General features: G+C 32.9%; 9 protein-coding genes and 17 tRNA genes. 2 read left to right on the top strand and 24 right to left on the bottom strand.

What is annotated here, in order from left to right; genetic code table 11:
• A partial coding sequence (locus HMPREF2629_RS10810) for a cation diffusion facilitator family transporter (protein WP_070548451.1) occupies positions 1 to 865 on the top strand: 865 nt, incomplete at its 5' end.
• Positions 866 to 950: 85 nt separating this feature from the next.
• On the opposite strand, the gene HMPREF2629_RS10805 is transcribed toward HMPREF2629_RS10810, so the two are convergent.
• Positions 951 to 1685: a metallophosphoesterase family protein gene (locus HMPREF2629_RS10805; RefSeq protein ID WP_083318401.1), complete on the bottom strand. Its 735-nt coding sequence runs from the start codon at positions 1683 to 1685 to the stop codon at positions 951 to 953.
• A 128-nt stretch (positions 1686 to 1813) separates the two neighbouring features.
• On the opposite strand from HMPREF2629_RS10805, the gene HMPREF2629_RS10800 reads away from it, so the two are divergent.
• On the top strand, positions 1814 to 2866 hold the full coding sequence (locus tag HMPREF2629_RS10800) for a lytic transglycosylase (protein ID WP_070813373.1): 1053 nt from the start codon (positions 1814 to 1816) through the stop codon (positions 2864 to 2866).
• Positions 2867 to 2922: 56 nt separating this feature from the next.
• On the opposite strand, the gene HMPREF2629_RS10795 is transcribed toward HMPREF2629_RS10800, so the two are convergent.
• The 23 genes from HMPREF2629_RS10795 to HMPREF2629_RS10685 all read right to left on the bottom strand — a co-directional run bounded on the left by HMPREF2629_RS10795 (position 2923) and on the right by HMPREF2629_RS10685 (position 11853).
• Positions 2923 to 3783 carry an HAD family hydrolase gene (locus tag HMPREF2629_RS10795; RefSeq protein WP_049379493.1) on the bottom strand — a complete coding sequence of 287 codons (861 nt, stop codon included), beginning with the start codon at positions 3781 to 3783 and terminating at the stop codon, positions 2923 to 2925.
• A gap of 62 nt (positions 3784 to 3845) precedes the next feature.
• Positions 3846 to 4625 (bottom strand): ABC transporter ATP-binding protein, encoded by a 780-nt coding sequence (locus HMPREF2629_RS10790; RefSeq protein WP_054105561.1) that lies wholly within the window; start codon positions 4623 to 4625, stop codon positions 3846 to 3848.
• Between the two features lie 90 nt (positions 4626 to 4715).
• The gene (gene glmS / locus HMPREF2629_RS10785; RefSeq protein WP_017176081.1) at positions 4716 to 6521 is read right to left on the bottom strand and encodes a glutamine--fructose-6-phosphate transaminase (isomerizing); all 1806 of its coding nucleotides are present in this window, start codon (positions 6519 to 6521) and stop codon (positions 4716 to 4718) included.
• Between the two features lie 539 nt (positions 6522 to 7060).
• Positions 7061 to 8413 carry a phosphoglucosamine mutase gene (glmM, locus tag HMPREF2629_RS10780; protein ID WP_054105560.1) on the bottom strand — a complete coding sequence of 451 codons (1353 nt, stop codon included), beginning with the start codon at positions 8411 to 8413 and terminating at the stop codon, positions 7061 to 7063.
• 28 nt (positions 8414 to 8441) lie between these two features.
• Complete coding sequence (locus HMPREF2629_RS10775) at positions 8442 to 9374, bottom strand: CdaR family protein (RefSeq protein WP_054105559.1); 933 nt, start codon at positions 9372 to 9374, stop codon at positions 8442 to 8444.
• A 1-nt stretch (position 9375) separates the two neighbouring features.
• Positions 9376 to 10182, bottom strand: a complete 807-nt coding sequence (gene cdaA / locus HMPREF2629_RS10770) for a diadenylate cyclase CdaA (protein WP_017176078.1) — start codon at positions 10180 to 10182, stop codon at positions 9376 to 9378.
• 152 nt (positions 10183 to 10334) lie between these two features.
• Positions 10335 to 10407: transfer RNA gene (locus tag HMPREF2629_RS10765), tRNA-Lys, on the bottom strand.
• Positions 10408 to 10410: 3 nt separating this feature from the next.
• Positions 10411 to 10485: transfer RNA gene (locus HMPREF2629_RS10760), tRNA-Gln, on the bottom strand.
• 12 nt (positions 10486 to 10497) lie between these two features.
• A tRNA-His gene (locus HMPREF2629_RS10755) sits at positions 10498 to 10570 on the bottom strand.
• 2 nt (positions 10571 to 10572) lie between these two features.
• Positions 10573 to 10646: transfer RNA gene (locus HMPREF2629_RS10750), tRNA-Trp, on the bottom strand.
• A gap of 8 nt (positions 10647 to 10654) precedes the next feature.
• A tRNA-Tyr gene (locus HMPREF2629_RS10745) sits at positions 10655 to 10738 on the bottom strand.
• 7 nt (positions 10739 to 10745) lie between these two features.
• A tRNA-Thr gene (locus HMPREF2629_RS10740) sits at positions 10746 to 10821 on the bottom strand.
• 6 nt (positions 10822 to 10827) lie between these two features.
• Positions 10828 to 10900: transfer RNA gene (locus HMPREF2629_RS10735), tRNA-Phe, on the bottom strand.
• 21 nt (positions 10901 to 10921) lie between these two features.
• Positions 10922 to 10997: transfer RNA gene (locus HMPREF2629_RS10730), tRNA-Asp, on the bottom strand.
• An 8-nt stretch (positions 10998 to 11005) separates the two neighbouring features.
• Positions 11006 to 11079, bottom strand: a tRNA-Met gene (locus HMPREF2629_RS10725).
• A gap of 10 nt (positions 11080 to 11089) precedes the next feature.
• Positions 11090 to 11182, bottom strand: a tRNA-Ser gene (locus HMPREF2629_RS10720).
• 35 nt (positions 11183 to 11217) lie between these two features.
• Positions 11218 to 11293, bottom strand: a tRNA-Asp gene (locus HMPREF2629_RS10715).
• A 5-nt stretch (positions 11294 to 11298) separates the two neighbouring features.
• A tRNA-Ser gene (locus tag HMPREF2629_RS10710) sits at positions 11299 to 11388 on the bottom strand.
• A 9-nt stretch (positions 11389 to 11397) separates the two neighbouring features.
• Positions 11398 to 11471, bottom strand: a tRNA-Ile gene (locus HMPREF2629_RS10705).
• Positions 11472 to 11499: 28 nt separating this feature from the next.
• Positions 11500 to 11573, bottom strand: a tRNA-Met gene (locus HMPREF2629_RS10700).
• A 26-nt stretch (positions 11574 to 11599) separates the two neighbouring features.
• Positions 11600 to 11675: transfer RNA gene (locus tag HMPREF2629_RS10695), tRNA-Ala, on the bottom strand.
• Positions 11676 to 11697: 22 nt separating this feature from the next.
• A tRNA-Pro gene (locus HMPREF2629_RS10690) sits at positions 11698 to 11771 on the bottom strand.
• Between the two features lie 8 nt (positions 11772 to 11779).
• Positions 11780 to 11853, bottom strand: a tRNA-Arg gene (locus tag HMPREF2629_RS10685).
• Between the last annotated feature and the right edge of the window lie 51 nt (positions 11854 to 11904).

Below are 11904 nucleotides of genomic sequence, written 5' to 3'. Positions count from 1 at the left end.
AGGCTTATTTATGATTGTTGAAATTTTAGGAGGATTTATCGCTAATAGTCTTGCGCTATTATCAGATGGACTTCATATGTTTAGCGATACTGTTTCACTAGGAGTTGCTTTAATCGCATTTATTTATGCAGAGAAAAATGCTACTTCAACTAAAACATTCGGTTACAAGCGTTTTGAAGTCTTAGCTGCCTTATTTAATGGTATAACTTTATTAATTATTAGTGGCGTCATTATCATCGAAGCGATTAGAAGATTTTTCAATCCTATTAAAGTGCAATCCACTGAAATGTTTATTATTAGTGTGATTGGACTTATAGTGAATATTATCGTTGCAATAATCATGTTTAAAAGCGGTGATACGTCACATAACTTAAATATGCGCGGTGCTTTTATTCATGTTTTAGGAGACTTACTTGGTTCATTAGGTGCCATTATAGCATCTATTCTTATATACGTATTTAACTTTACAATTGCTGATCCTATCGCAAGCATTCTAGTTTCCATTATTATATTGAAAAGTGCAATCGGTATTTCACGTTCGTCACTTAATATTTTAATGGAAGGTACACCAAGTGACGTCAATTTAGATAAAATCATTAGTACAATTACAAATCATAATGAAATTTATAATGTCCATGATTATCACGTTTGGACTATTTCAAATGATATGAATGCGTTAAGTTGTCATGCAGTAGTCTCTGAAACTATGTCTGTTCAGGACTGTGAAGGACTTCTTAAAAAAATAGAACATGAATTGCTTCACTTAAATATACAACATATGACGATTCAATTAGAAACAGCACAACATGATCATGATACTTCAGTACTATGCTCTGGATTACATAAAGAGCACACTCATCATTAAGACTACACAAACAATGTCCGCAGTTTACAATATAAGTAAAAAAGTCGAACAGAATTCATATTAGTTTCTGCTCGACTTTTTTTACTTATATAAAATGATCGAAAATAAATTGTTTGCCTGGTACATGTTTTTCATCAAATCCTTGAAAAAATTCTTCATTGTCATACGGTAATTTTACTCTTTCAACGCTAAACTCGTTTTCGTTAATTGTGACGATTCCATATACGGCATATTTACCATTATTAAGTCCCACTGAACCAGGGTTGAAATATGTTTTGTTATTATCATCATACAAGTGTAATTGATGATTATGTCCAAAAGCTATAAAATCTGCGTCCTTATCTTCAAATAATTTACCTATTTCTTCTTTTTGATTATCTACAATAGGTTCAAATGGTTGTTTATCAATACCCTCTTCTAATCTTTGATTTTCAATTTCATAATGTATAAATAAACATTTTTTCCCACAAATTGTTTTTTCTAAATATCTTGGTAGTGTATTTAATACATCATAGTAATCTTCATCCATTCGACTTTCAATCCATTGATGGTGTTCATAAAATTTGTTTTTTAAATCTTCTGGATACGGTGTACCATTAACAATTGACATAATGGCTTCATCGTGATTACCAGATATAATTTCCATATCATCTCGATCGAAAATCGTATCTAATACTTTATTAGTCTCATGACCAATTCCAATATTATCACCTAAGTTAAAGATTTGATCGATATCTTCTCTATTATCAATATCATCTAAAACAGTTTGTAAGGCATCAAAATTACCATGAACGTCTGTTAAAATTGCAAATTTCACCATAAAGTCTCCTTTCATTATTAAATCATTAGCATATTTTAACACTTAAAACATAATATTGTTAGATATTAATTTAAAAAAATCACAAATTCTGATATTGTGTATTATATTAACGTAAAGGAGTGCTTATTTTGTTTAAATTTCATAGTTTAGCATTTAAAAATGCTAAGTCACAACTCATAAAAACAATACTATTTAGTTTAGTAAGTTTTATTATTGTATTTGTGGCATTTGTGATTGCTAGAACTTTCTTCGTTCAAAACTTTATGCAGATGCAACTAGCAGCACAATTTCAACAGTCAGCTGGCGCGTCATTATCTATGATAATACTCGTCCTAGTCTTAGGATTATTATTCTTTATACTTGCAGGTTATCAATTACTTGCGGGGGCTTTTAATATTATGGCTAAAGCCATTGAAAAAGAAGCTGTTCAATTTTCTGATTTATTTTTTGCTTTTAAAAAAGGAAAATATGTTAAAAGTCTTCTTTTAGCTTTTATTACTATTATTGTTTATGCTGTATTATATTTAATCACATTAGGATTAAACTTTTTATTTAATAAAGCATTAACACCATTATTCACATCTATTCAACAGTCAGTAAGTACATCTGATCACGCTATTGGCATTTTACTTACTGTACAAATTATCTTAATTATCATTATGGGATTCATTCTTTCAATCGTATATTGGTTCTTCTTTATATTAATGATTAATTATACTGTATCATTTGCACGTAAAAATGACTTAAGTGCTATAGGTCATTTTAAAGACGGCTTTAAAGGCATTAAAAATGGACGTAAAACTTGGTTCAAATTCTTTTTAGCTATCTTATTAATTAACCTACTCATTATTATCATTACACAACCACTTGGTACAATATTAACTGTATTAACCGGAAATATGTCCCAAAATGTAGCACAAATGATTTTAATTATTGCTCAAACGCTTATTATTATTGTACGTTTAATTCTATATTTTGTAATTCTAATGGGTATTGTTCAATATTTCTTACGTCGCGGTGAGAATGTGAATAGACCTGTAAAAGAAAAGAAAAAAAGTAAACGAAAAGAAAAAAATCATAAAAAAGAAGCGTTAAAAAACGACCCTTCATCTTTTAATGAGACAAAAAATCATGTTAAAGAAGACTTAAATCATCAAAAAAATTTGAATAACGATAAATAAATTATATTTAACACAAAAGGTAAGAAAGTAGGTTTCTCCTACTTTCTTACCTTTTTTTAATTTAAAAGATGTTGTTCTAAATATAAAGCCGCGCCATCCTCTTCATTTGTATATTGTGTAGTATCATCAGTGATAGACTGAATTTCTGGACGTGCATTTTTCATTGAAACAGTGTATCCTCCAAATTCAAACATTGCTCTGTCATTATCGCTATCACCAATAACAAGTGTTTCTTCTTGTTTAATATCGAAATGATCTATCATTTCTTTAATTCCAGTACCTTTATCCACTTGATAAGCCATCGTCTCAGCATTAAATCTTGAAGAATTAGATACGCTAATATTTAATAACACTTTATTTTGTATTAACTCATCTCTAAACGTTTTAATTTTATTTAACTTTTTGTTGAATAGATAAATTTTAGAATAGTCGTCATTTGGAATATCTTTTCTCCAATTAATTTTACCATTCATGGCATCTCGACGTGATTTCCATTCACTTTCACTCACTTCATTTTGTGGACGTTCACTATCAATCATATCTTCCATCCATGATTGATCTTCAATTAATGAAATTCTATCTCCTTCAAAAGGAAAAACTTCATAATAAATGTGTTGTTGTTGAGCTAGTTGCACTATTTTTTTTACACTATCTATTGTCAAACTATGTTTAAATAAAATTGTATCTTCAATATCGCCTCTTGTTCCATTAGAACTAATCATACCATCTACTTTAAAACCTTTTGGTACTAGACTATGAATTTCAGAATAAGAACGTCCTGTTGCTAGAAATACCTTATAATTTTTTTCTCTTAACTGATCAATTACTTCTTTTGTTTTTACAGTCGCTTTATTATCTTCATGCAATAGTGTTCCATCCATATCTAAGAATATTGCTTTAATATTTTCTAATGCCATCGTGATACCCTCCATCTAACTCTTTCTTAAAATTGTGACATTTATTTAACCAAAGTGCAAACTCAATTATGTTTTATATAAAGATGATATCGATTTCTATATTGAATAACTTCAATTTGGTTATTAAAAAATTTAGACATAATTGAATCAGTTAAAATATCTTTTGTTATTCCTTTATCAAAACAACTACCCTCTTTTAATAAAAATATCTTACTAAATAAAGGAATAATTTCCTCTATGACATGAGTCACGTAAATCATCGTCAAATGAGCGTATGTCTTATTTAAATTTTCTAATAAATATAATAACTGTTCTCTAGCCAAAAAGTCTAATCCTGATGCTGGTTCATCAAGAATAAGTACATCAGGTTGATGTATAAGCGCGCGAGCAATCATTACTTTTTGTTTTTGTCCTGTTGAGAGATATCCTAAATATTGATCTTTATATGATAACATTCCTACTAAATTTAATAATTTTTCTGCTTCTTTAGTATGTTCATCAGAATATTCTTTATATAGACCGATAGATTTAAATATGCCACTTAATACGACATCAATCACTTTCTCACCGTCTTGAAATTTTTCTAATAAACTATGCGAAACAAATCCAATATGTTGACGAACGTTTTCTGCAGAATATCCTTTTTTACCTGGTATCATTTCAAACAATTCTATTTCACCCTGAGATACACTTTCATAAGCATTCATGATATTTAATAGTGTTGTTTTTCCTGCACCATTCAACCCATAAAGAATCCAATTATCTCCCGCTTCAATCTGCCAATTTAAATCATTAATGATTGTTTTTCCGTGTTTCTTTTTATAGATATGTTTTATGATCACCTCTACTTAAAATAATTGTATGATGATTCTGATTATTTAACAAATCAAATAAAAAACTGAGACATGTCATCCATGTCCCAGCTTTTTGAATTATTCAACTGTAACTGATTTAGCTAAGTTACGAGGTTTGTCAACATCTAATCCTCTGTGTAAAGCTGCATAATATGCGATTAATTGTAGCGCTACTACTGATACTAAAGGCGTTAATAATTCGTGTACGTGAGGAATCACATATGTGTCTCCATCTTTTTCTAAACCTTCCATTGAAATAATACAAGGTTTAGCGCCACGTGCTACTACTTCTTTAACATTACCACGAATTGATAAATTCACATTTTCTTGCGTAGCTAACGCAATGACTGGCGTATCATCTTCAATTAAAGCAATAGTACCGTGTTTTAACTCTCCACCAGCAAATCCTTCAGCTTGAATATATGAAATTTCTTTAAGTTTTAATGCTCCTTCTAAACTTACATTGTAATCCATCGCACGACCAATAAAGAAAGCATTTCTAGTCGTTTCTAAGAATTCTTTAGTAATTTTTTCCATTACTGGTGCATCATCTACAATCGTTTCAATTGCAGTTGTTACTTTTGCTAATTCTCTTAATAAGTCAATACCGTTATTGCGTCCATGTGCTTTAGCTACAACTTGAGAAAGAATTGATAATACAGCAATTTGAGCTGTATAAGCTTTAGTTGATGCAACAGCAATTTCAGGTCCTGCGTGTAATAATAACGTATGATCAGCTTCACGAGATAACGTTGAACCTGCTACATTTGTAATTGTTAAAGACTTATGGCCTAATTTATTTGTTTCAACCAATACTGCACGGCTATCAGCTGTTTCTCCTGATTGAGAGATATAAATAAATAAAGGTTTTTCAGATAATAATGGCATGTTATAAACAAATTCTGATGCCACATGAACTTCAGTTGGCACTCCAGATAGTTTTTCAAGGTATTCTTTACCAACTAAACCAGCATGATAACTTGTTCCTGCAGCAATAATATAAATGCGATCTGCATTCGATACATCTTTAATAATTTCAGAATCAATATTTAAATCTCCATTTTCATCTTCGTATTCTTGAATAATACGACGCATTACTGCTGGCTGTTCATTAATTTCTTTTAACATATAGTGATCATAAATACCTTTTTCAGCATCTGATGCATCTATTTGAGCAGTATACGTTGGGCGATCTTGAATATTTCCATCTTTATCTTTAATTGTTACACTTTCTTTTTTAACAATAACAATTTCATGATCGTGAATTTCTTTATATTGATTTGTAACTTTAATCATTGCTAATGCATCTGAAGCAATAACATTAAAGTCGTCACCAATACCAACAAGTAAAGGTGATTTATTTTTAGCTACATAAATAGTGTCTTCATCCTCAGAATCTAACATACCTAAAGCATACGATCCATCTAATAAAGATACTGCTTTAGTGAATGCTTCTTCAGTTTCTAAACCTTTATTTGAAAAATATTCTACTAATTGAACGATAACTTCTGTATCAGTTTCTGATTTAAACGTTACATCTGATAAGTATTCGCTTTTTAGTTCTTCATAATTTTCAATTACACCATTATGCACTAAAGTGAAACGTCCATTATTTGATTGATGAGGATGTGAATTAATATGACTAGGTACCCCATGAGTAGCCCATCGAGTATGACCAATACCAATGTGACCATCAATGTCATTGCTATCTGCTACTTTTCTTAATTCTGCAATACGACCTTTTTCCTTAAATACAGTAGTCCCTTCATCATTGACAACAGCAATTCCTGCTGAATCATATCCTCTATACTCTAATTTTTCTAAACCAGATAGTAATAATTCTTTGGCATTATCAAAGCCAATATATCCAACAATTCCGCACATATTTCTTTTTCCTCCATTACATAGTCATATGATAATTTTATCTGTTATATAAAATTTTTTAATTAGACATTGCTCGTTTTATTGTATTGGATTCTAAACATCATATTTCTATGTTTTCTATTTGGCGTTCTTATTATATTTGTACATCTAGTTACCTATATGTTTTAAATAATAAGCTAACGAATGTGCCACATCCGGAATAGCATCCGCCGATTATATCGATAACTATTCTCCTCGTCTACAATATAATTAATATGTCTATTAGCATTCTCTTAATTAATACTAAATGGTTAACATTTTAATTATTTGTCCAGGCGCTTTATTTTATTTTTATTACATCTATCCTCCTTTCTTCCAATACTCTCTATTTTACCCTTTTCTAATAATTATTTGCAAATATTATTATATTTAATTCATAAACTTATAGTCATAATTTGATATTTAATTTATATTTTTTGCTAAAAAAATACTCTCTTTAAAGTTTTCAGTTCTAAATCTTTAACTTTAAAGAGAGTGTATTCTTGTTTTTAAATGGTACTTTAATTTAATCCCATTTTTTCTTTTACTTTATCAGCAATTGTTTGAGCATAACGTTCAGCATCTTCATTTGTAGCTGCCTCAACCATTACTCTTACTAATGGTTCAGTTCCTGAAGGTCTAACTAATATTCTTCCTTCACCATTCATTTCATTCTCAACTTCATTCATAACAGCTTTAACGTCTTCATTTTCAGATACATGATGTTTATCTGTTACTTTTACATTGATTAATGATTGTGGATACTTTTTCATTTGGGCTGCTAACTCACTTAAAGTTTTACCACTTGATTTAATAATAGCTGCAAGTTGTACGCCAGTTAGTAGTCCATCACCAGTCGTGTTATAGTCCATCATTACTATATGTCCAGATTGTTCTCCGCCTAAATTATAACGGCCTCGTCTCATTTCTTCAACGACATATCTATCTCCAACTTTTGTTTTATTTGATTGAATGCCTTCTGTTTCAAGAGCTTTATAAAACCCTAAATTACTCATTACAGTAGATACAATCATATTATTATTTAATTCATGATTTTTATGCATGTCTTGACCAATAATAAACATAATTTGGTCACCATCAATGATGTTACCCTTTTCATCAACAGCAATTAAACGATCTCCATCTCCATCAAAAGCTAAACCAAAATCACTTTCAGTTTCTACAACTTTTTCAGCTAAATGTTCAGGATGAGTAGACCCACATTCATCATTAATATTGTATCCATCTGGATTACAACCAATTGTAACTGTCGTTGCCTCTAAATCACCAAATAAGAAAGGCGCAAGTGAAGAAGTTGATCCATTCGCCCCATCTAAAGTAATTTTAAGTCCATCTAAATTTATATCAATTGTAGATTTAAGATAACTTAAGTATTTTTGTGCACCTTCATAATAATCTGAAAAATGCATAATGTCTTTGCCTGCTGGACGTGGTAAGTCAGGTTGTTCTTGATCTAATAATTGTTCAATTTCTTCTTCCTGCTTATCTGAAAGTTTAAAACCATCAGCACCAAAGAACTTAATACCATTATCAGCTACAGGATTATGAGATGCAGAAATCATTACTCCTAATTGTGCTCCCATTTCACGTGTTAAATATGCAACACCTGGAGTAGAAATAACTCCTAATCTCATTACTTCTGCACCTATTGATGCTAATCCAGCGATTAAAGCTGATTCTAACATTTCACCAGACACACGAGTATCTCTACCAACTAAAACTCTAGGATGTTTCTCTCCTTCATTATGTGCTAATACATAACCACCATAGCGACCTAGTTTAAACGCTAATTCAGGTGTTAATTCTTTATTAGCTACTCCCCTTACACCATCTGTTCCAAAATATTTTCCCATTTTCATTACTCCTTTATTATCTAGTTTACTATTTTAAATTGACATGTGCTGTGACTTCATTAAATTCAGATTTCTTAACCTGTTTAGGTATCTTGAGTTGAAGTGTTTTATCAGTCGATTCAGTGATATCATCTAAATTGACATCGGCTTCTATGTCATTAATATCCTTCAAATCATCTTTATTACCATAAATTTCTACTTCATTCTCATTTAGTTTAATGCTATCTAAACTTTCATCATCAGGTAATGAACCCTTTTTAACGGTTTTAATTTTTACTTTTTTACTGTAAGGTTCAAGTTTCACTGACATTTTAATATTATTAGGCTTGATTTGAACGTTTAATTTATTCAATTGCTTGTCAAATGCAGTAATTTCAGCTACATCAGTAGTATTCTCACTGATATTAGTCGCATTTTTAAATGTCGCTTTTAAATATGCAATTTTGTCTAATTGCTTTTTACCACCAGTAACTTGAACAGTGTCTTTATTCAAAGAAGTTTCACTTACTTTATAATTTGAATTTATATTGTTTTGTGAAATATCAGGCTGAACATGCATTGTTTTAGTATCTTTATCCTCCAAGGTGATATAAGCGTGTTTAGGTTTAACATTATAACTAATATCGTTACTTAATCCTTTAACAATATAATCTTCTTTATAATTTCCAGATTTAGCATTAGATAAATTAACTGTGACCTTGATATCGTCTGAACTTTCTATTTTCAATAACTTTGATTGTGGTCCTGAAATAGTAACATCAACAGTATCTGGTGATTTAGTAACATGTAAATTTTTGGTATTATAAAGAATTTCTACAGGTACATCTTCAATTGTTTTAGAAGAATTCTGAGCTAGATTATCATTGTTAAAAATATTGCCAAACACATTATTAACAGAAAGATAAAAAAAGATCGCTAATATTAAGGCAAAAAATCTTAATCCCCACTTACTTTCTAACATGCTATTTCACACCCTTCTTTTGAGCGCGAGTTCCAAACCAATGTTCAGCTAATAACTCTTCGAATACTTCATCAGAAACATCACGTCTTAATTTACCATCGAAAGTAACTGATATTGAACCGGTTTCTTCAGATACTACCACAGTAAATGAGTCCGAAACTTCAGAAATTCCTACGGCTGCCCTATGTCTTGTACCTAAACTTTTAGAAATTTTATTACTATCTGAAAGTGGTAAATAACATGCAGCACTAGCAATTTTAGTGTTTTGAATAATCATAGCCCCATCATGTAATGGTGTATTAGGTATAAAAACATTTATCAATAATTCTTGAGATATTGCAGAATTCATTGATATACCAGTTTCAATATAGTCTTGCAATCCAGTTTCCTTTTCAAAAACAATTAATGCTCCAATTCGTCTTTTAGCCATATACTGAACAGCCTTTGATACAGATTGGATTAATTTTTCTTCATCATGACTGTAAGTATTAGTATAGCGTTTAAATAGGCTCCCTCGCCCTAATTGCTCAAGTGCTCGTCTAATTTCTGGTTGGAATATCACAATTAAAGCTAAAACGCCCCATTGAATCACAATATCAAATAACTTTGAGGTAGCAGTTAAATTGAGAAGTTTACTTACTTGTTGTCCAATAACTATAAATAATATACCTTTAAGCAATTGAATTGCTTTAGTTCCTTTAAATACAGTAATGAGAAGATAAAGGACATACCAGACAATAAGTATATCTAATATACTTGTAATAATCTTCAAAGTACTAAGATTATTAAAAAAGTTGGAAAAATCCATAATCTCTCCTCCGTCTATAACTTTCATACTCATAATTATACCAATGAAAGGTGTAACTGTCATACTATGAAAGTCATACTTATAAATTTTTTCATGAAAATCACTACTAAAAATGGGTAATAAAAAAGCACTCCATTAAGGAGTGCTTAAAGTGAGCCATAGAGGATTCGAACCTCTGACCCTCTGATTAAAAGTCAGATGCTCTACCAACTGAGCTAATGGCTCTTATGGCTGGGCTAGCTGGATTCGAACCAGCGCGTGACGGAGTCAAAGTCCGTTGCCTTACCGCTTGGCTATAGCCCATTAATAATAAAGGGCGGTTGATGGGAATCGAACCCACGAGTGTCGGAACCACAATCCGATGCGTTAACCACTTCGCCACAACCGCCATGGCAGGGACAGTAGGAATCGAACCCACATCAAAGGTTTTGGAGACCTCTATTCTACCGTTGAACTATGTCCCTATTTATGATGGTGGAGGGGGGCAGATTCGAACTGCCGAACCCGAAGGAGCGGATTTACAGTCCGCCGCGTTTAGCCACTTCGCTACCCCTCCGTTAAGATGGTGCCGGCCAGAGGACTTGAACCCCCAACCTACTGATTACAAGTCAGTTGCTCTACCAATTGAGCTAGGCCGGCAAGAAATGGTTCAGGACAGAGTCGAACTGCCGACACATGGAGCTTCAATCCATTGCTCTACCAACTGAGCTACTGAACCATATATATTAAAATGATTAAATGGCGGTCTCGACGGGAATCGAACCCGCGATCTCCTGCGTGACAGGCAGGCGTGTTAACCGCTACACTACGAGACCAAAATAAATTGCGGGAGGCGGATTTGAACCACCGACCTTCGGGTTATGAGCCCGACGAGCTACCGAACTGCTCCATCCCGCGATAATAAAAATGGCGGAGGAAGAGGGATTCGAACCCCCGCGGCCCGTTAAGGCCCTGTCGGTTTTCAAGACCGATCCCTTCAGCCGGACTTGGGTATTCCTCCACATTTTATAGGTAAATTGCTATTAAATTATTAGATGGCGGTCTCGACGGGAATCGAACCCGCGATCTCCTGCGTGACAGGCAGGCGTGTTAACCGCTACACTACGAGACCAAATACGGAGGAAGAGGGATTCGAACCCCCGCGAGCCGTTAAGCTCCTGTCGGTTTTCAAGACCGATCCCTTCAGCCGGACTTGGGTATTCCTCCAAAATTATATGGACCTTGCAGGACTCGAACCTGCGACCGAACGGTTATGAGCCGTTAGCTCTAACCAACTGAGCTAAAGGTCCAAATTTTAATTCTACAACTAATAATTAGTGGCGGTGGAGGGGATCGAACCCCCGACCTCACGGGTATGAACCGTACGCTCTAGCCAGCTGAGCTACACCGCCGTTATATAGTTTGTAAATGATTTAAATGGTGGAGACTAGCGGGATCGAACCGCTGACCTCCTGCGTGCAAAGCAGGCGCTCTCCCAGCTGAGCTAAGCCCCCATAATAAATTTTAAATTTCCTATCGGGAAGACAGGATTCGAACCTGCGACCCCTTGGTCCCAAACCAAGTGCTCTACCAAGCTGAGCTACTTCCCGTAAGAGAACGCGCCCGATAGGAGTCGAACCCATAACCTTTTGATCCGTAGTCAAACGCTCTATCCAATTGAGCTACGGGCGCAAAATAATAATGCCGAAGACCGGAATCGAACCGGTACGGTGATCTCTCACC

Origin of the sequence: Staphylococcus sp. HMSC034C12 (genome assembly GCF_001835895.1) — a bacterium.
Classification (GTDB): Bacteria; Bacillota; Bacilli; order Staphylococcales; family Staphylococcaceae; genus Staphylococcus; species Staphylococcus hominis.
The sequence above is the reverse complement of the archived record's forward strand: the minus strand, read 5'-3'. Positions and strand labels throughout refer to the sequence as shown.